The sequence below is a fragment of the Velazquezella soli genome, from assembly GCF_977018685.1.
In genome coordinates this window covers 826,930-845,941 of record NZ_CDRNXF010000004.1, presented here as the reverse complement: position 1 = coordinate 845,941, position 19,012 = coordinate 826,930, and the positions used below count along the sequence as shown (strand labels likewise).

Below are 19,012 nucleotides of genomic sequence, written 5' to 3'. Positions count from 1 at the left end.
CCTTTTGTATGGGTTTTGCCGAGTGGTCCCATAGCTCAGCAGGATAGAGCGCAAGATTCCTAATCTTGAGGCCATTGGTTCGAATCCAATTGGGATCACCATTATTTGCAGGACTTATGGGACGTCCGCGTTCCCGCGTTCCCACAACCCGATCATTCGCTGGCTGATTACGTCCGAGTTCGCTCAGCCGTTACCCGCGACGTGATGCGTTGCTGCACAGTAAAAACAGCTCAGCACCACAACCATCCGCTACCGTCGAAATACGCAAACTCAGAACCGTGGCGAGAACTCGTAGTTGCAAAGGATTTGCTTCGACCCAAGCCATCGTAACTGCTTTGCTGCGGCCATGCTCAACGTCTCGATTTTGGCCAGGCTTCAATTTTCGCATGGCTCTTTCACACACAATAGAGCGCCTGCAAACTTCATCAAACAGCGGATCAACTAAATCCCGACCTCGACGAAATTTATACTGTTTGGCTCGAATTTATCTAACGTTGCCTCGAGACAAGATTGAAGATCGGTGTCCAAGGCCATTCTGATTGCGCTGATCATCTCTGCCTCAAAAGCATCGATGCTGTCGTAGGCGATCAGGTTGGACGACGAAGCCGCCTTACACAGCACTTCGACAACGCGTCTTTCGTTCGTGAGGCCCCTCAATGCTCCAGCGCAGGCGACCACGGCATCATGGTAAGCTGCGTCCCGGGAACCCGGCCACGCTTCGATCAAATACTTCGCCGCCTCCTTCGTGCTTTTGATACGCACAAAGGTCTTGGTTTCCCCCCGCAACTCGATGGTGACGACGTTGTCCCATTCAGCCATGGCTATGCTCGCCCAATCCGCAAGTAGAGCTAATTTAGCGGGCAATACTTGAGCGGGGCTGGTGACCGTCGTGTGGAAAAGAGGACCTGGCGACGTAGTAGATCGGCGCCAATGTACGAGATCGACTTGAGGTCGATACCTATAGAAAGCGGGTACTTGGCCAATGTGTGGCGCCAGCAGGCCAAACTCTTATACCAGTGCACGATGTCTACATACTGCGCCACGCCGTTCATTTACAGAAGGCCCGCTCCCGTAGCTGAGAACGCGAACTTTCGGAAGGATGTCGCGTTTCTGCCTACGAATATTCCGTTTTCTCGGGATTACCTTCTCGGAGATTTCGCCGTCCATTCGGGATCAGCAATTCCGCACCCTCCTCGTCTATACTTGCGGCGTGGCCTGCTTGCTGCCGCGGTTTGTGCGAAATGGGCGGGTCGCCCCCTTGAGCACGAATCCGAGAATGCCGGCGGCGACCCAGCCGGCGAAGAAGCCACCGCCGGCCCAGGTGAGGCCGGCGGCGTCGATCGGCACGGCCGGCACATAGTCGCGCCATGTGTTGGTGAAGGTCATGGGGTCGGCGTTGCGCATCACCACGAACGGCTTGATCGGCAGCGAGGCCTTGATCAGTTCATCCTGCTGCGTCAGCAAGGTCTCGTAACGGTGAAAGATGCCGCGCATCGTGTCGCCTTGGTCGCGCAGGAAGGTCTCCGGCGAGCTCGAATAGACGTTGAGCGCTTCTTGCCGGCCAAGACCGTGGTGGTTGGCCTGGGTGTCGAACTGGGTAATCATCACCTTCAGCTCATCGAGCGCGCCGCCGATGCGCTGGCGGTATTGCTGGGCAAACTCGGGCGCCTGAGAGAAAAACAGCCCGCCCAGTATCGCTGCAGCCATCGTCAGCATTCGTCCGAACATCAGCATCGCATCACCCCGTTCGTGGAACCCTTTCACAACGGGAGATACCTGGAAAGGTTGCGGACAGGAATACTGGTGGCATTTTGAGGCGCCTCAAAGTTGCGCTTTTCCCGCTGCGCCGACCTCGTCGATCTGAAAACCCACGGCGAACGGTTCAGGTCTTGCGGACATGCTCCATACGGAAGCCGAGGCCCATCAGTCGTCCCGAGAGATGGGCGAGAAGCGGAAAGCGGGCGATGCCGCGGATAAAGGCGGGCGGGCCTTTGCGTTTTTGCGCATCGACCTCATCGCTGCGGCGGCTCGAGCGCATCATCAGCTGCAGTTTCTGCGTGGCGCGCGTCGGAAAGCTGCGGCGCTTTTCCACGGCCGCGAGATCCGCATCCGAGAGCCTGTTTTCCCGCAGCGGCTTTGCCAGAATGTTTGCCGTCGCCACCGCATCCTGGATGGCAAGGTTGACGCCAACGCCGCCGATCGGCGACATCGCATGGGCCGCATCGCCGATGCAGATCAGGCCGCTGCGCCACCATTGTATCAGCCGGTCGATCCGCACGGTCAAAAGGCTGACGTCGTCGAAGGAGGAGATCTCCGCCATCCGCGCGGCCGGAAGCGGCGAAACATCCACCACTCGCTGACGAAAAGCCTCGATGCCTTTTTCGCGGATGTCTGCATAGGTCGTGCGACGGACCACATAGCCGCATTGCCAGTAGTCACCCCGGTCGATCAGCACCAGACCCTGACTTGGACCGGCATGCCCCATCACCTCGTTCGGATCATCCTTCTGCTTGGAAAGCTTCATCCACAGGACTTCGCTCGGCTCTCCAAAGCTTTCGACGGTCAGGCCGGCCTTGTCCCGGATGATGGAATTGCGGCCATCGGCCCCGACGACGAGTTGCGAGTGGATGGTCAGCGGACCATCCGGCGTTTCGACGCAGAGGCCGGCAATTGCGTCCTTCTCCTCGATGAGCCCGGTTACCTTGGCATCCATGATCAGCTTTAAATTGGGATAGCTTTGCGCCTGCCTTGCCATGAAATTCAAAAAATCCCATTGCGGCATGAAGGCGATGAAACGGTTCTTGACCGGGAGACGGGAGAAATCCGCCATGGTGATCGTCTCGCCCCCCATCTGCGCGGAAAGCTTTGGCGCCCTTGTGTGCGGCAGTGCCAGAAAGTCGTCGATCAGGCCGAGCTCCGTGATCACTTCCAGCGTCGAGGGATGGATGGTATCGCCACGGAAATCGCGCAGGAAATCCGCGTGCTTTTCGAGCACGACCACATCGACGCCGGCCCGCGCCAGAAGAAAACCCAGCATCAGGCCCGCCGGCCCTGCCCCGGCGATGACACACTGTGTTTCGATCGTCTGGGTTTCGATCGTCTGGGTCTCGATCGTCTGCATATCCGTCATGACCTATCGGGCTCTTCGAAAGTTCGGAGTTGAGCGCTTACACTTGTGAGCCGCTGCTTTCTCTTTTAGACCAGCGGTCACCGTAAAGACAGGACATACCATGGCCGAAACCGGCAAGCGTCGCATCAGCATTCTTGGTTCCACCGGCTCGATCGGCGTCAACACGCTCGATGTCGTGAGCCAGCTTGGCGGGCGCGACGCATTCGATGTCGTGGCAATTACCGGCAACGCCAATGTCACATTGCTGGCCGAGCAGGCGATAGCCTGCGGTGCAGCGCTGGCCGTAACCGCCGATGATGCCCATTACGACGCGCTGAAATCAGCACTGTCAGGCACCGGGATCGAGGTCGCGGCAGGACGCGCGGCGCTGATCGAAGCGGGTGCACGACCATCCGACCTGGTGATGGCGGCAATCGTCGGGACTGCCGGCCTTGCGCCGACGCTTGCTGCTGCGGAGCGCGGAGCAGACATCGCCCTTGCCAACAAGGAGTGCCTGGTTTCCGCCGGCGAACTCTTCGTTCGGGCGGTGGCCGAGGGCGGCGGTCGGCTGATCCCGGTCGACAGTGAGCACAGCGCGATCTTCCAGTCGCTGGAAGACGACCAGCACCATGCGGTGGAACGCATCGTTCTGACCGCGTCCGGCGGACCGTTCCGGACATGGAGCCGCGAGGAGATGGCCGGCGTCACGGCAGAGGTTGCCCGCGCCCATCCCAACTGGTCCATGGGACTGAAGATCTCGATCGGCAGCGCCTCGATGTTCAACAAGGCGCTTGAAATCATCGAGGCGAAGCACCTGTTCAATATCAGGCCGGACCAGATCGAGGTGATCGTGCATCCGCAGTCCATCATTCATTCCATGGTGGGTTACCAGGATGGATCCGTCATTGCGCAGCTCGGCAGTCCGGATATGCGCACCGCCATCGGCTATGCGCTGACCTATCCCGAGCGGCCGAAGCTGAATGTGGACCGGCTCGATTTCGCCAAGCTGGCAAGGCTCGATTTCGAGGCGCCGGACGAGGTTCGGTTTCCGGCACTCAGGCTTGCCCGCACTGCGCTGGAGCGCGGCGGCGCGCAGGGCGCGATCATGAATGCCGCGGAAGAGATGGCGTTTCATGCCTTCTGCGCCGGCAGGATCGGCTTTCTCACCATGGCGGATGTCGTCGAAGACGTGATGGACGCGATGATGGGCCACGCTGCCACAACGATGGATGCCGTGTTTGCAGCAGACGCTGAAGCACGCCGCCGTGCCGACGAAATTATCGAGAAACGGGAACTGGTCGCCTAAGCGCCGAAAGCCATCGGCTACGGCGGGACGGCCGCGTGATCAGACAAGTTCATTGCGTGATGTGAAGACGGGGCGACTTGGAGCGCCCGGCATCCCCGTGACACGCACGGGGATGAGGCAAACGTCGTGTCAGGCGACCTGGCGTGCCAATGCGCAGCGCGACCACAGCTGATGCAGCGAGCTGACCAGATGTTCCAGATCCGTATCCGTATGCAGCGGCGTCGGTGTGATGCGCAGGCGCTCGGTCTTTTTCGCAACCGTCGGATAGTTGATCGGCTGGACATAAACATCGCAGGTGTCGAGCAGGATGTCGGAGATCCACTTGCACTTGGCCGCATCGCCGACCATGACAGGCACGATATGGCTTGGGTTGTGCATATGGGGGATGCCCTGCTGATCAAGCATCATTCGCAGCTTCTTGACGCGATCCTGGTGACGCACGCGCTCGAACGGGCTTGCCTTGAGGTGGCGGATCGAGGCGATCGCGCCGGCCGCAAGTGTCGGTGGCAAAGCCGTGGTGAAGATGAAACCGGATGCGAACGAACGGATGAAGTCGCACAGCGCCGTCGATGCCGCGATATAGCCGCCCATGACGCCGAAAGCCTTGCCAAGCGTACCTTCGATGATCGTCAGACGGTCCATGAGGCCTTCGCGTTCGGCAATGCCGCCGCCGCGCGGGCCGTACATGCCGACCGCATGAACTTCGTCGAGATAGGTCATCGCACCGTATTTGTCGGCGAGATCGCAGATCTCCTTGATCGGCGAGATATCGCCGTCCATCGAGTAGACGCTCTCGAACGCGATCATCTTGGGCGCCTTCGGATCGGCTGCCGCAAGCTTTGCTTCCAAATCGTTCAGATCGTTATGCTTCCAGATCACCCGGTCGCATTTGGCATAGCGGATGCCCTCGATCATCGAGGCATGGTTCAACGCGTCGGAAAAGATGATCAGACCGGGGATCTTCTGGCCAAGCGTACCCAGCGTCGCCCAGTTGGAGATATAGCCGGACGTGAACACGAGCGAGGATTCCTTGCCGTGAAGGTCCGCGAGCTCCTGCTCCAGAAGAACATGGTAGTGGGTGGTGCCAGAAATATTCCGGGTGCCTCCCGCACCCGCGCCACAGTGATCAATGGCCTCGTGCATGGCCTCGATCACGGCCGGGTTCTGGCCCATGCCGAGATAGTCGTTGGAACACCAGACGGTAACCTCCCTCGGTCCCTCGGGCGTATGACGCGTCGCGCGCGGAAAACTTCCGCGATGCCGCTCGAGATCGGCGAACACGCGGTAGCGGCCTTCCGAATGAAGTCCGTCCAGTTCGCTTTTGAAAAATGCCTCGAAATCCATGTCACACTCCAGAACCTACCCCGGTTTTGGGTCCGGTTTCGCCATGCGTCAAGCCCGAATAGGTCAATTTGCCCCGACCTGCGGCGAAAAGTCCGATTTTTTGGAACAATTCCAATGAAGCGAAACTACCATTGAAATCTGCCGAAATCGTTACGAGTCAGGCGACCCCGAAAAGACGAAAGACTTTCCGAACAATCGGCTCGAGCTGGCGTGATGCGACTTCCCCCACCTTCTCATCATTCCCCAAGTCGGCCGGCCGATCAATCCCCATTTCATACCGGCGAAACCTGACTGAAAGCGGATTTTTGCCACAGCCATCGAAGAATGAGATCAGAATGTGTCTTGCTTATATGGACTATTTGAAGAGCCGGCCTATTGTTCATTGGATGCACAAAAGCCCGGCGTGCGCACCTGCAAGGGTTTCGCCGGACACAATCAACCGGCAGGAACTACTCAGGAGGAATTCATGAAAAAGGCTTTGATGCTTCTCGTGCTCGGCGCATCTCTCGCGAGCTGCACCGCGACTGAAAAGGGTGCCGGTATCGGCGCTGCATCCGGCGCAATCATTGGCGGCGCAGTCACCGGTAACGTCCGCGGCGCAGCCGTTGGCGCAGCCATCGGCGGCGTTTCCGGTGCGGTCATCGGCAACGTGTCGGAACAGCCGGGCCAGTGCTATTATCGCGATCGCTACGGCCGTCGCTACATCGACGATTGCCCGCGCCGTTACTAATCGGAGCGGCGCTCGACGAGCACCGCAAGACTGTGGCCCTGGAGCATGCTCCAGGGCTTTTTCATTTATGAAGACATACTTATCGACGAGACGGGGGTACCCCGTTAAACAATTTGCGGCTACACAAGACCAGGAGCTGGTCATGATGGCCGGGGCGGTGATAAGTCGGCAATAAGTTAGCGTATGCAGAACGTAAGCAGCGGGCGGAAGAAGATGAATTACCGGAGGACCGGTTCCGTCGCAGCGATTGCGGCCGCCCTTCTTTGTTCGCCTGCGCTCATCGAGAGCGCCTACGCTTTCAAGCTTTTCGGCATTACACTGTTTGGCGACGACGAGGACAAGGTCGAGGTGATCGACCCGGTCCGCTACGACGCGACTCTGGAAGCCGGTGATGCGGACAAGAAACTCAAGGATCGCCTGGAAACCGCGGCATCGCTGATCGCCGACAAGGACGAGCCTGTATCCGGTGATCTTGGCATCGTCATCAAGGCCCGCGAAGACCGGGACCGCCTGGTTGCTGTTCTCTACGAAGAAGCCCGGTATGGCGGGGTGGTCCGTATCTCTGTTGCCGGAACGGATATCGACGCGCTGCCACCCAACCCCACCTTCGACCACTCATCACCCGTTCCCGTGACGGTTCAGATCGAACCCGGACCGGTTTTCAAACTTGGCTCGGTGCGGTTCGACAAGGATGCGGCCGGTCGCAACCCCGCGGACTACGATCTGGAGCCTGGCGGCGAAGCTGGTTCGCGCGTGATTCTGAAGGCCGGCGAAAAACTGCTGGTTGACGTCAAGGCAGAAGGTCGTCCGCTTGCCAAGCTGACCGAACGGCAGGTAACCGCCGACCATCGCACCAACACGGTCGATGTCGTGCTTGGCGCCATCTCGGGCCCGATCGCACCGTTTGGCATGGTCACGGTCAAAGGCTCGCGCACGGTCGACCCAGCCTTCATCAAACGCTATTCCCGCCTCGACAAGGGCGGCCGCTATTCACCGGTGCAGCTGAAAAAGGCCAATGACCGGCTGCGCGAGCTCGGCGTGTTTTCTAGCGTCACGATTCAGGAATCCGATGCCCTTGCGCCGGATGGATCGCTGCCGCTGATGATCGAGGTTTCGGACGGCAAGCAGCGGTATTTCGGCTTTGGTGCCGAATACTCTTCGCTCGATGGAGCGGGTCTCTCGGGTTACTGGGGGCATCGCAATCTGTTTGGCCAGGCCGAATCGCTGCGCGTGGAAGGCAAGGTCTCCGGCATCGGCGCAACGACCGACGTCACCACATTCGACTATTCCGCCGGTATCGTCTTTACCAAGCCGGGCTTTCCCGTGCCTGAGGCAACGTTCGAATCGCGCCTGGAAGCCAAAAGCGAAAATCCAGACGATATCTACGACGCGCAGTCGATCGCCTATTCGGCCGGCTTTTCCTACGAACTCAACGACACCGACAAGCTCACCGCCGGCGGTGAAGTCGCGTATATTCTCGCCGACGATGCCTTCGGAAAGAATGAGTACCTGACGTTCAGCGTGCCTGTCGGCTTCGAACGCGACGCGCGTGACAACAAACTGGACCCAACCGAAGGTTACCGCGCAACGCTTTCCGCCAAGCCTAGTTATGAGTTCTTCAATCAAAGCATTTTCTCGTCTTTCGAGGGCTCGATTTCCGGGTATCTCGGATTGGGTGCAGAGGATCGGGTCGTGTTTGCAGGCAAGCTGAGTGCGGGGACGCTGGTCGGCGCCGACGAGCTGCAGGACATCCCAGCCACCAGGCGCTTTTATGCCGGCGGCGGCGGATCGGTGCGCGGCTATTCCTATCGCGAAATTTCGCCTTATAACGGCGATGACGAAGCGCTGGGCGGACGATCCTACACTGTGGCCTCTTTTGAAATGCGCGTAAAAGTGTCAGATAGCATCGGCATCGTACCGTTTCTCGACGTCGGTACGGTTTCGACCGAAATCGTGCCTGATTTTTCTGATATAAGAGCTGGAGCGGGGATCGGGTTGCGTTACGCCACTCCTTTCGGGCCGATCAGGCTGGACGTCGCGCTTCCGTTGCGACGCTATGACGACGGTAGCCAGTATGGAATTTATGCCGGCATTGGCCAGGCATTCTGAAAGGTAAAGTTGCCAGCATGACGCTTTTCGTTCGCCTGCTGAGATGGGTCTTCAAGGCCGCGATTGCCGCGGTCGGGGTCCTTTTCGTCATGGCGCTCGGCGTCGTCCTGTTCGTTGCATTGACGCCGTTCGGCGGAAACATTGCGGCAGAGCGGATCTCGGCGCTGGTGTCCACCCCGGACCGCAAGGTCAGTTTCTCTCGACCGGAAGGTCTGCTGTCGGGTGATCTGCGCATCGACAGCCTGACGCTGTCGGACAAGGACGGTGCCTATGCCGAAATCGGCGGCATCGAGGTCGACTGGTCGCCATCGGCGCTGGTCTCCGGCGTCTTCCGCGCAGACCGGGTTTCCGCAACGACCGTGAACTTCATTCGTCCGCCGCAGCCGGATGCGACCATAACGACGCAGAGCACGACAAAGTCGTCCGGCTCGCCGCTGCCGGTCGGCATTCGGGTCGCGCAGATAGATCTGCCGGATATCAACCTGTCGCAGGCCCTCTCCGGACGCGATTTTGCGCTGTCGGTGAAGGGCTCGATCGATGCGACCGGCCCCAACATCTCGCTCAAGCTGGAAGCAACCCGCAAGGACGAGATGGATGCGAAGGCATCCGCCGGTATCGTCTACGCACCGTCGGAAAACCGCCTGCAGCTGAAGGCCTCGGTCTCCGAACCGCAGGGCGGACTGCTCGCCCGCCTGTTGCGCCTTCCCGGCGCTCCTGCCGTCGCATTGGGGCTGGATGGCGAAGGACCTCTCTCGAACTGGGCCGGCCGTCTCGTCGGCAATGTCGATGGCGCACCTGTCATATCCGTCGATGGAAAACATGTCCTGGTCGACAACGGCGCCCACCGCGTGGAAATCATCGGTGGCGGCCAGCTTGCAACGCTGATGCCGCCAGCCTTCCGGTCGCTGGTCGAAGGTACAACGGACATCAATGTGGCCGCCATCTACGCGCCTTCGGGTCGCGTCGACATCCAGCGCGGCGACCTCACCTCCGGCGCCGTGAAGATTACCGCCAAGGGCGCATGGGACCCGAACGGCGACAACAGCCTGACGGCCGGCGTTTCCGGCACCAAGGGCCCGGTCTCGATCGCGTGGCCGATCAACGGCCAGGAGAGCCGCTTCTCCATTGATACGATCAATTTCACCCTGACCGGCGCCGCAGCCTCTGCCCGTTTCAATGCGACGGCAGCGCTGAATTCCGCCGAACTTCCGCAAGGCCGGTTTGGCCAGGTGCGGCTGCAGGCTGAAAGCGAGGATCTCGACCTCATCCAACGGGCCGGCAGCATCCGCAGCCGCCTGACAATTGGTCAGATGAGCTTCGTCAATCCCGACCTCAACCGTGTGATCCGCGGGCCGCTGACGCTCGACGCACCACTTCGGCTGGCACCACCGGCCATCGGCCTGGATGCAGCGACGCTCGAAAGCGCCGGCATCAGTGGCACGGTCAGCGGCGCATTCGATACGTCGAAGCAGACAGTCACCGGCAATTTCCGCATTTCGACCAATGCCTCGGTCCTGCCGCCGTCGCTGGCACCGAAGTTTGAAGGCGCAATTGCCGCCGAAGGCTATGTCGACGCCTCCTCGGCAAACCGCATCAGCCTGGAAAACGTCACGCTGAAATCGAACGCACTCGAAGCCCGCGGCAACGTGCTCTATGAAAACGGCACGCTGGTCAGCCACCTTGCCGGACGCCTTCCGGACATCAAGCGCTGGCTGCCGGATGCCGAAGGCGCCGCAGGCTTTGACATCACCACCAGCGGCCCCACCACGGCACTGGCCGTCAAGGCCGTCGTCAACTCCGCCGAGGCAAGGCTCGTCGGCCGCAAGCTCGAAGATCTGAGCTTCACGATCAATGGCACCGCCAATCCACAGGCGCCGCAGGGCACGATCGTCGCCAAGGGCACTCTGGACAGCCAGCCGATCCGCATCAATGCCGATGTGCAGTCGGCGAACGGCCAGACGTCTGCCCCCAATATCGTCGCCGAAATCGGCCCGAACCGCCTGAACGGCGCACTGACCTTCTCGCCGGAATTCCTTCCCACCGGCGAAGTCACCTTCAACTTCCCCGATGTGGCACTTCTGGCCGCACTCGCAGCCCAGCAGGCGCAGGGCGACCTGCGCGGTTCGGCGACCTTTGCCAATGTCGACGGCAAGGCGAGCGCTGTCGTGAAGGCCGAAGGTTCCTTGCTGAAGCGAGGTGCTATCGAGATCACCCAACCCAAGGTCGACCTGACGATCCCGGACCTGAAGGCGATTGCGGCTGCCGGTTCGATCAGTGCGGCGCGCATCGGCAGCGGCACCAACGTCATCGATAACATGCAGTTGGGTATCACCCACGGTGGTACGACGACGGACTTCAAGCTGTCCGCGACCTACGACAATGCGCCACTCGAGGGTGCCGGCGCGATCCAGACCGCGGACGGGCTTGCTGTCGAGATCAACAGCTTCAATGCGACTCCGCGCAAGATCCCCGTGCGCCTCGCTGCCCCAACCCGGATCGTTGTCGAGAACGGCAACGCGCGGTTTACCGACTTTACCATTGCCACCGGCAACGGCCGTCTGTCTCTGAACGGGACCGCCGGCACGGCGCTTGATCTTTCCGCCAAGATCACGTCCCTGCCGGCCAGCCTGATCAACACGTTCGTACCTTCGATCAATGCAGCCGGCGTCATTTCCGGCACGATCAATGCAACGGGCACGACCTCTGCCCCGGCGATCAAATATGATTTGGAATGGAGTGATGCACAGCTTCGCCAGATGCGCGACGCTGGCATCGCACCCTTTCGACTCCAGGCTGCCGGAAGCTTCGCCGACCGTACAGTCACACTAGACCGCACCCGTCTCACGGGATCCGATGGTCTGGAACTGACCGCCGACGGACGCGTGATCCTCAACGCCGACGGCGCGCCGGCGCTCGACATCAATGCCAGGGCCAGATCTGTCCCGGCCAGTCTCGCAAATGCCTTCGTACCGGGCCTCGGCGCAAAAGGCGCGATCTCCGGGACCGTGGTGGCAACCGGAAGTCCCCAGGCGCCGGCCGTTCGTTACGATCTGCGTTGGGCGAACGCCTCCGTCAGCCAGTCGACATCCGCAGGCGTTGCTTCGGTGGATGTGAATGCCAAGGGTACCTATGAGGGTAAGCGCGTAACCGTTGACCTCGGTCTCACCGGCGGCGGCGGTATTTCGCTCACCGGTGGCGGCGCTGTCTCGCTCGAAGGCGACAAGGCGCTGAACCTCAAATTCGATGGGCGCTTTCCGTTTTCCATACTCGCGGGCCAACTTGCCGCCCAGGGCTTCGTGCTGACAGGCACCGGCAATGTCGATCTCGGCATTCGCGGAACGGCCAAGGCACCGCTTCTCTCGGGCAGCGTCACCTCCTCAGGGGCGAAGTTCGTCGATGCCAGGCGCAATCTCGCCATCAACAATCTCGCTCTCAACGTTCGGCTCGACGGCACCCGCGCCACGATCGAGCGGCTGGGCGGAACGCTTGCAAGCGGCGGCACCGTCGCCGTGACAGGCTCTGTAGAGACGACCGAGGGCTTTCCGGCCGATCTGCGCATCGTCCTCAACAAGGCGAGCTATGCGGACGGAAACCTGTTTGCGGTCACCGCTGACGGAGATCTCACGATCAACGGCCCGCTGCTGTCGGGCCCGGCGCTGAAGGGCAAGGTGTCGCTGACCAAGGCTGCAATCACCGTGCCGGCCCGGCTTCCGTCATCACTGTCATCGATCGATATCCGCCACCGCAACGCCCCACGCGACGTTGTGCGCCAGATGGAGGAAATCCGGCCGAAAAGCGCAAAGGGCGCCAGCGAACCGATCGCGCTCGACCTGCAGATCCTGGCACCGAACGGTATCTTCGTGCGAGGCCGCGGTATCGACGCCGAGCTCGGCGGCGACCTGACGATCAGGGGCGACGCAGTCACCCCTGTCATTTCCGGTGGCTTCGACATGCGTAGAGGCCGTATTGTCATCCTGTCAAAGCGGCTGGACTTTACCGAAGGCAAGATCACCTTCGGCGGCGGTCTGGTACCGATCCTCGACATGGAAGCAAACACGAGCTCCGGCCAGACGACGATCACGGTGAACATTACCGGCGTTGCCAACGATCCGACGATTTCCTTCTCCTCCGCCCCTGCCCTGCCGCAGGACGAGGTTCTGGCACGACTGATCTTCAACCAGTCGATGTCGCGTCTGTCGCCGCTGCAGATTGCACAGCTGGCCGATGCCGTGACCCAGCTTGCCGGCGGGGGCTCGACGTCGCTGCTCGAAAAGCTGCGCAGCAACCTCGGCGTCGATGACCTCGACATCAGCACAGACGATACGGGCCAGACGACGGTATCGGTGGGGCGCTACATCAACAAGCGCACCTACTTCCAGGTCGAGCAGGGCGGCCAGAACGGCGCTCAGGCCACCATCAATCTGGATGTCGGGCGTGGCGTCAAGCTGAAGGCCGGCGCCGGCAGCGAAGGCGGCACCGCAGGCGTATTCTACGAAAAAGAATACTGACCAGGTGACGTAGAGACACCCGCAGCCCACCAGACCGGAAACATCAGACTGCCCTGAACGTGGCCGGCAACCGGGCGCAGCAAGAGCTGCCCTGCCTGCGGAGACATGCCAGAACATTAGCGAACTGGTGAGCAAGTTTAGAATTGCGAAATACTCTTCGCATACAGTTAGCGAATTGAAACTTGCCATACGGTTTGCAGCACCGTTGCGGAAAGGTCAGCAGCGCCAGCTGAAAGCCTTGAACCGGACCTGCCGCTGTCGCCGTAAAGGCCTGCACGAACCGGGAAGAACTTTGATGTCCGCGACGATCAACTCGAAGACTTACAGTGGCGATACGCTTGAGATCATCGCCTTCCGCCTTCACGATCAGGAGTTCTGCGTGAAGACCACCACCATCCGCGAAATCCGCGGTTGGGCCCCGTCGACACCGCTCCCGCATGCACCGGCCGACGTCATCGGCGTCATGAACCTGCGCGGATCCGTCATCCCGATCATCGATCTGGCCTTCAAGCTGGGCATGAAGAGCACTGTCGCCAACGAGCGGAGCGCGATCGTCGTCGCCGAGGTGCATAACATGGTCATCGGCATGCTGGTCGATCGCGTGTCCGACATCCTGACCATTCCCGCAAACACGGTTCAGCCGGTTCCGGAAGTCTCCGCTTCGTTCGACAAGTCGTTCTCGGAAGGCATCATCGCCAACGAAAACGGCATGATCTGCTTCCTCAACCTGTCAAAGATGTTCAAGGGCACCGAAGTAGAAGAACTCGCTGCCTAAACCATCCCCGCGATTTGAACAAAGGCCGCATGACTAAGTCATGCGGCCTTTGTCGTTTGCTTCGTAATACTTGCTCACAACCAGGCTTCATCCATCACTTTTTAATATTTATGCTTTCTAATATTATCCCGTGGCGACGACCATCCCGCTGTTGGGAAAAGGCGTCAAAAGTACGCAGCCAAGTGTCCGACGCGGCGCGGCAAGGGGATAATCATGCTGGGATTGGGTAAAGCCGGGGATATGGCGCGGATCTTCGACGCCATATCGCGTTCGCAGGCCGTTATTGAATTTGATCTGACCGGCACCATCCTGGATGCCAACGAGAATTTCTGCCAGGCGCTGGGGTACACGCTCGCAGAAATAAAAGGCAAGCATCACCGCATGTTCTGCGAGCCCGCTTTCGTTGCGTCCGACGAATACCGCTCTTTCTGGAAAGACCTCGCTGCCGGCAAGTTCGAGGCGCGGGAGTACAAGCGTATCACCAAATCAGGCGGGGAAATCTGGATCCAGGCCTCCTACAACCCGGTCATGCGCAACGGCAAACCATACAAGGTCATCAAGTTCGCGACCGATATCACGGCCACGAAGCTGAAGGCAGCCGATGACGCGAGCAAGCTTTCGGCGATCAGCCGGTCGCAGGCCGTCATCGAATTCACACCACAGGGCGAAATCCTCGACGCCAACGAAAATCTCTGCAACGCTGTCGGCTACGATCTGGCCGAGATCAAGGGACGCCACCACCGGATGTTCTGCGAGCCTGGCTATGCGGCGTCACCTGCCTATGCGGAATTCTGGAAGAAGCTGTCGGAAGGCGAGTTCATTGCCGACGAGTTTGTCCGCTACGGAAGGGGTGGCCGCGAGATCTGGATCCAGGCCGCCTATAACCCGATCCGCGATCTCAACGGTAAGGTCACGAAGGTCGTCAAGTTTGCAACCGACGTGACGCCGCGCATGAACGCAATCGGCATGCTGAGCAAAGGCCTGCGCAATCTCGCGGACGGCAAGCTTGACCAGTCGCTCGATACGCCCTTCGTGCCGAGCATGGAAACCACCCGAAGCGACTTCAACGAGGTCGCCGCCAAGCTGACCGATGCCATGCGTACCGTGGCGCAGAATGCAGCCGGTATTGCCGCGGCTTCAACCGAAGTCCGTGACGCATCTGGAGAGCTCGCAAAGCGCACCGAGCAGGCGGCAGCCGCACTTGAGCAGGCCGCAGCAGCCCTTGAGGAAGTGACGCGCACCGTCACCGATTCCAGCAGCCGCGCCGACGAGGCCGGCAAGCAGGTCAGGGCCACCAAGGAAAATGCCGAACAATCCGGCCTTGTCGTGCGCAGCGCCATTTCGGCGATGGACGAGATCGCCGCATCGTCGAACGAGATCAACAACATTATCGGTGTAATCGACGACATCGCCTTCCAGACCAACCTCCTAGCCCTGAACGCCGGTGTCGAGGCGGCGCGCGCGGGTGAAGCGGGCAAGGGATTTGCCGTGGTTGCTCAGGAAGTGCGCGAACTCGCTCAGCGTTCGGCCAAGGCCGCCAAGGAAATCAAGACTCTGATCAACACCTCGGCACATCAGGTCTCCAGCGGTGTCGAACTGGTCGGGCGTACCGGCCGATCACTGCAGGAAATCCTCGTGCAGGTGGCAAGCATCCATGAAAATGTCGGCGCGATCGTCGAGGCATCCCGCGAACAGGCAACCAGCCTGCGAGAGATCAGCAGCGCGGTCAATCACATGGACCAGGCGACCCAGAAGAACGCCGCGATGGTGGAAGAAACCACCGCCGCCAGCTATTCACTGGCCAACGAGGCCGATAGCCTGAAGGCTCTGCTCAGCCAATTCGATATCGGCTCCGTCACCTCACAGGTCCGCAGGCCGGAGTCGAACTATACGCCGGCAGCAGCCAACGTGGCGCCGCTGCGCATGGTTCAAGGCAATCTGAAAACCGCCGGTGGCTGGGAAGATTTCTGAGACACACCCTCAAGAGCAGCCGGGGCGGCGTTCAGGCAACCTCGGCTTACTCGAAACGGATCCGGTGCGGATGCGAGAAGATCTCGAAATCCTCGCCGCGTGAGAGTGCGACAAGGGTCATGCCTGCGGCGTCCGCCGTGCGGATGGCCAGTGCGGTCGGCGCCGATATGGCGATCAAGACTGGGGCACCGAGAATGGCGGCCTTCTGCACCATTTCTACCGAGATGCGGCTGGTAACGACGACGACGCCTTCGGCGCCCGTGCGGCCTGCGCGCATCACGGCGCCCGCAAGCTTGTCGAGCGCATTGTGCCGACCGACATCCTCGCGCACCGCAACCAGTCCCTCGCCGAGGACGTAGAAACCGGCTCCGTGAACCGCGCGAGTCTGGGCATGCAACGGCTGGGCGGAATTGAGCGCGTTGCTGGCACGCGCAATGTCAGCGGCTGACAGAAGCATGTCGACACCGGAGACATCAGGCACCGGACGCATCGCCTGCTCGATCGATTCGATGCCGCAAAGGCCGCAGCCGACGGGTCCTGCCATATGGCGTCGTCTGGCGCGCAGAGCATCTTCCTTGTCTTCGGCAAGCGTGACCTGAACATCGAGACCGTCGCCCTCCTGGAGCACCTCGATCCCTTCAATCTCGGCGATGGAAGCAATGATGCCTTCCGTCAGCGTGAAACCGGCCGCGAAGTCCTCGAGATCGGCAGGCGTGCCCATCATCACCGCCTGGGTTGAGCCACCGTAGGAAAAGGCGATCGGCACCTCTTCGGGTACGAACCGGCTCGTTTCCTTGACGAGCCCATCGCGATAGGACGTTTCAGCCAGCGAAACGGTCGGCGCGATGCCGCCCTTGTGTTCATCATTCAACGTGGACATCAGGACTTTCCGAGCAGGCGCGCCTCGTGGAGCAGCGCTGAAACCAGTGGCGTATTGGGTTCGCGATGCGGAGCGACAAGACCAACCGTATGGCTGACATGCGGCTCCACGATCGGAATGGTGCGGATATTCTGCGAGAAACCGAAGGACTCGGCCACGTTCTGCGGCATGATGCTGGCCCAGCGACCGGTACCGACATGCGCCAGCAGCGTGACCATCGAATTGGATTCAAGCATCGGCCTCGCCGTCACGCCGGCTTCCGCGAGGTGCTGGCTTATAATCCGGCGGTTCTGCATATCCGGCGTCAAAAGGCAGAGCTGCAACCCGGCCATTTCGGTCCAGGTCACCTGTTTACGGTCGGAAAGAGGCGTGCCGTCGGCCGTGACGAGATTGTAGCTTTCTGAATAGAGCGGAATGCTGACGACACGACCGAGCGGCTCGTTGTCGAGATAGGTAATGCCCGCATCGATCTCGAAATTGTCGAGCTGCGTCAGGATCTGCAGCGATGTGCGAGACACGACCGAGAACGTCACATCCGGATACCGGGTCTGGAAAGGCCCCGTCAGGCTGGGCACCATGGCAAGCGCCGTCGGGATGACGGCAAGACGGATGTGGCCTGCTAGCCCCTTGCGGGCGGCGCGCATTTCCTCGCGCATCGTGCGGGCATCGCCCACGATGCGCTTTGCCCATTCCAGCACGCGCTGTCCCTCGGGCGTCAGGCCCTGATAGCGCGAACCGCGCACCACGAGCTGGACGCCGAGACTGTCTTCGAGGTGCCGGATCGCCGCCGACAGGGAAGGTTGGGCAATGCCGCATTCCTCGGCCGCGCGACCGAAATGGCCTTCCCGTGCCAGCGCAATGAAGAATTCCAGCTTGTCGATCAAAGCCCGCTCCCACACGATATGGCTCTGAACTGCCGGAACTTCCGGCGCCACATCCTATCAAATCACTCTGCCGGCAACTTATAGCGGCAAAAGAAATCGAATGCGCAGGAGATTTCGGCGTCGTCAATCACCTCTTCGTTGGTCGACACTGGTAGACCGCAGGCTCTGCGAACTCAGGGTGCAGACGGCCTGGGATCAGGCAATCCGGGTTGACGCCAGACGATCCTCGTCCAGCACGATGCCGAGACCCGGCGCATCGCCCAGTTCCAGCCAGCCGTGACTGTGCTTCAGCGGCGAAGCCATTGGATAATCCCGCCGCGCCCCGCTCCATTCCGGATTGTCGTAAGGGTATTCGAGGAAAGGCGCATCCCCCACGCCGGCAGTCAGATGCGCGTTGGCGAGCACGCCGATTCCGTTGGTCCAGCTGTGCGGCGTAAACGTCACCCCCGCCTCCCGCGCCTGATAGACGAGCCGCCGGCAACCGGTAATGCCGCCCACCAGCGCAACATCCGGCTGGATCACGTCAAACGCACGCTCCTCGATGATATCGCGGAATTCCGAGAGCTCGCGGGTCATCTCGCCGCCCGCGATCCTCACCGACGTCGCCTCCTTCAACGCTCGCATGCCCTTGCGGTCGGACCGGAACAGCGGTTCTTCCATCCAGTAGATGTCGAGCCTTTCCAGTTCCTTCGCAACCGCAAGTGCATCCTTGAACGTCCATGGCAGTGTCGTATCCCAGGGCATGCGCCAGCCCTGATTGCAGTCGACCATCAGTTCCAAGCGATCGCCGACGCGGGCACGGATCGCTCCCAGCGCCTTGATGTCATCCCGCCAGCTCGACCGTCCGCCGGCAGAGGACGAGAAGCGCACCTTCATGGCCGGGAAGCCTTCCTCGACATAACGCTCCGCCTGATCCGCCATCGCCTGGGGATCGCGCAGCACGCCCGAGGATGCGTAGAGACGCACCTTGTCCGAGCGGCCTCCGAGCATGCGCCAGACGGGCTCTCCATTGATCTTGCCCGACAGATCCCAAAGCGCCAGATCCAGCGGCCAGCATCGGCCATAGTGAAAGTTGATATGTGAGAGCACCTCGTAGTGCCGCTCCAGATGACGTGGGTCCTGGCCGATGAACAGGTCCTCGTGACCCTCGAAACCCTTCATCAGGTCGCCCGACCCGATCCCCTCCCGGCCCTCGTCGTCCCTGACGCGCACGATGGTGGCGTCGAAATGCCGCCGCGGCCTGCCATCCCAGCTCGCCTTGAACGGCGGATCGAGCGGCAGGCGATGATGGGTGATCTCGATCGATGCGATACGGCTCATGTTCTTTCCTCCGCTGATGTTGCCGGACTGACGAAGACCCCTCCCCACCCTCCCCACGAGGGGGAGGGCTTTAACC

At 60.7% G+C, this 19,012-nt stretch carries 13 protein-coding genes and 1 tRNA gene; 7 read left to right on the top strand and 7 right to left on the bottom strand.

The window, feature by feature from the left end; genetic code table 11:
* The first annotated feature begins 24 nt into the window (after nucleotides 1-24).
* Nucleotides 25-101, top strand: a tRNA-Arg gene (locus tag AC0JZ8_RS07620).
* Nucleotides 102-441: 340 nt separating this feature from the next.
* Here AC0JZ8_RS07620 and AC0JZ8_RS07615 read toward each other — a convergent pair.
* The 3 genes from AC0JZ8_RS07615 to AC0JZ8_RS07605 form a co-directional block, all read right to left on the bottom strand.
* Nucleotides 442-819, bottom strand: coding sequence for a DUF982 domain-containing protein (locus AC0JZ8_RS07615; protein ID WP_325265530.1), 378 nt, complete (start codon nucleotides 817-819; stop codon nucleotides 442-444).
* Between the two features lie 378 nt (nucleotides 820-1,197).
* Nucleotides 1,198-1,734: a DUF2937 family protein gene (locus AC0JZ8_RS07610; RefSeq protein ID WP_471892186.1), complete on the bottom strand. Its 537-nt coding sequence runs from the start codon at nucleotides 1,732-1,734 to the stop codon at nucleotides 1,198-1,200.
* A 148-nt stretch (nucleotides 1,735-1,882) separates the two neighbouring features.
* Complete coding sequence (locus tag AC0JZ8_RS07605; RefSeq protein WP_471892185.1) at nucleotides 1,883-3,130, bottom strand: FAD-dependent oxidoreductase; 1,248 nt, start codon at nucleotides 3,128-3,130, stop codon at nucleotides 1,883-1,885.
* Between the two features lie 100 nt (nucleotides 3,131-3,230).
* On the opposite strand from AC0JZ8_RS07605, the gene dxr reads away from it, so the two are divergent.
* Nucleotides 3,231-4,415, top strand: a complete 1,185-nt coding sequence (gene dxr, locus AC0JZ8_RS07600; protein WP_471892184.1) for a 1-deoxy-D-xylulose-5-phosphate reductoisomerase — start codon at nucleotides 3,231-3,233, stop codon at nucleotides 4,413-4,415.
* A 129-nt stretch (nucleotides 4,416-4,544) separates the two neighbouring features.
* Here dxr and hemA read toward each other — a convergent pair whose 3' ends face one another.
* Nucleotides 4,545-5,759 (bottom strand): 5-aminolevulinate synthase, encoded by a 1,215-nt coding sequence (gene hemA / locus AC0JZ8_RS07595; protein WP_062462579.1) that lies wholly within the window; start codon nucleotides 5,757-5,759, stop codon nucleotides 4,545-4,547.
* A gap of 466 nt (nucleotides 5,760-6,225) precedes the next feature.
* Here hemA and AC0JZ8_RS07590 point away from each other — a divergent pair, with 466 nt between their 5' ends.
* The 5 genes from AC0JZ8_RS07590 to AC0JZ8_RS07570 all read left to right on the top strand — a co-directional run bounded on the left by AC0JZ8_RS07590 (nucleotide 6,226) and on the right by AC0JZ8_RS07570 (nucleotide 15,852).
* Nucleotides 6,226-6,489, top strand: coding sequence for a glycine zipper domain-containing protein (locus tag AC0JZ8_RS07590; RefSeq protein WP_062462576.1), 264 nt, complete (start codon nucleotides 6,226-6,228; stop codon nucleotides 6,487-6,489).
* Nucleotides 6,490-6,672: 183 nt separating this feature from the next.
* Entirely contained in the window at nucleotides 6,673-8,598 is a 1,926-nt protein-coding gene (locus AC0JZ8_RS07585) for an autotransporter assembly complex protein TamA (protein ID WP_092659354.1), read from the top strand.
* Nucleotides 8,599-8,615: 17 nt separating this feature from the next.
* On the top strand, nucleotides 8,616-13,106 hold the full coding sequence (locus AC0JZ8_RS07580) for a translocation/assembly module TamB domain-containing protein (protein ID WP_471892183.1): 4,491 nt from the start codon (nucleotides 8,616-8,618) through the stop codon (nucleotides 13,104-13,106).
* Nucleotides 13,107-13,401: 295 nt separating this feature from the next.
* Nucleotides 13,402-13,881 carry a chemotaxis protein CheW gene (locus tag AC0JZ8_RS07575; RefSeq protein ID WP_062462566.1) on the top strand — a complete coding sequence of 160 codons (480 nt, stop codon included), beginning with the start codon at nucleotides 13,402-13,404 and terminating at the stop codon, nucleotides 13,879-13,881.
* Nucleotides 13,882-14,094: 213 nt separating this feature from the next.
* Nucleotides 14,095-15,852 (top strand): methyl-accepting chemotaxis protein, encoded by a 1,758-nt coding sequence (locus AC0JZ8_RS07570; RefSeq protein WP_471892182.1) that lies wholly within the window; start codon nucleotides 14,095-14,097, stop codon nucleotides 15,850-15,852.
* 46 nt (nucleotides 15,853-15,898) lie between these two features.
* Here the strand turns inward: AC0JZ8_RS07570 and fdhD are convergent, their stop codons facing one another.
* From fdhD to AC0JZ8_RS07555, 3 genes are all read right to left on the bottom strand, one after another.
* Nucleotides 15,899-16,732: a formate dehydrogenase accessory sulfurtransferase FdhD gene (gene fdhD, locus AC0JZ8_RS07565; RefSeq protein ID WP_192077821.1), complete on the bottom strand. Its 834-nt coding sequence runs from the start codon at nucleotides 16,730-16,732 to the stop codon at nucleotides 15,899-15,901.
* Nucleotides 16,732-17,616 carry a LysR family transcriptional regulator gene (locus AC0JZ8_RS07560; RefSeq protein ID WP_062462554.1) on the bottom strand — a complete coding sequence of 295 codons (885 nt, stop codon included), beginning with the start codon at nucleotides 17,614-17,616 and terminating at the stop codon, nucleotides 16,732-16,734. The genes fdhD and AC0JZ8_RS07560 overlap by 1 nt, the downstream gene beginning before the upstream one ends.
* A 195-nt stretch (nucleotides 17,617-17,811) precedes the next feature.
* A complete protein-coding gene (locus tag AC0JZ8_RS07555; RefSeq protein WP_471892181.1) occupies nucleotides 17,812-18,936 on the bottom strand; it encodes a mandelate racemase/muconate lactonizing enzyme family protein in 1,125 nt (374 codons plus the stop codon).
* Nucleotides 18,937-19,012 lie beyond the last annotated feature (76 nt).

Excerpts from the sequence above, each read along its gene's own strand:
- AC0JZ8_RS07615 (WP_325265530.1), bottom strand. The coding sequence starts at position 819 with ATGGCTGAATGGGACAACGTCGTCACCATCGAGTTGCGGGGGGAAACC.
- AC0JZ8_RS07610 (WP_471892186.1), bottom strand. The coding sequence starts at position 1,734 with ATGCTGATGTTCGGACGAATGCTGACGATGGCTGCAGCGATACTGGGC.
- AC0JZ8_RS07605 (WP_471892185.1), bottom strand. The coding sequence starts at position 3,130 with ATGACGGATATGCAGACGATCGAGACCCAGACGATCGAAACCCAGACG.
- dxr (WP_471892184.1), top strand. The coding sequence starts at position 3,231 with ATGGCCGAAACCGGCAAGCGTCGCATCAGCATTCTTGGTTCCACCGGC.
- hemA (WP_062462579.1), bottom strand. The coding sequence starts at position 5,759 with ATGGATTTCGAGGCATTTTTCAAAAGCGAACTGGACGGACTTCATTCG.
- AC0JZ8_RS07590 (WP_062462576.1), top strand. The coding sequence starts at position 6,226 with ATGAAAAAGGCTTTGATGCTTCTCGTGCTCGGCGCATCTCTCGCGAGC.
- AC0JZ8_RS07585 (WP_092659354.1), top strand. The coding sequence starts at position 6,673 with ATGCAGAACGTAAGCAGCGGGCGGAAGAAGATGAATTACCGGAGGACC.
- AC0JZ8_RS07580 (WP_471892183.1), top strand. The coding sequence starts at position 8,616 with ATGACGCTTTTCGTTCGCCTGCTGAGATGGGTCTTCAAGGCCGCGATT.
- AC0JZ8_RS07575 (WP_062462566.1), top strand. The coding sequence starts at position 13,402 with ATGTCCGCGACGATCAACTCGAAGACTTACAGTGGCGATACGCTTGAG.
- AC0JZ8_RS07570 (WP_471892182.1), top strand. The coding sequence starts at position 14,095 with ATGCTGGGATTGGGTAAAGCCGGGGATATGGCGCGGATCTTCGACGCC.
- fdhD (WP_192077821.1), bottom strand. The coding sequence starts at position 16,732 with ATGTCCACGTTGAATGATGAACACAAGGGCGGCATCGCGCCGACCGTT.
- AC0JZ8_RS07555 (WP_471892181.1), bottom strand. The coding sequence starts at position 18,936 with ATGAGCCGTATCGCATCGATCGAGATCACCCATCATCGCCTGCCGCTC.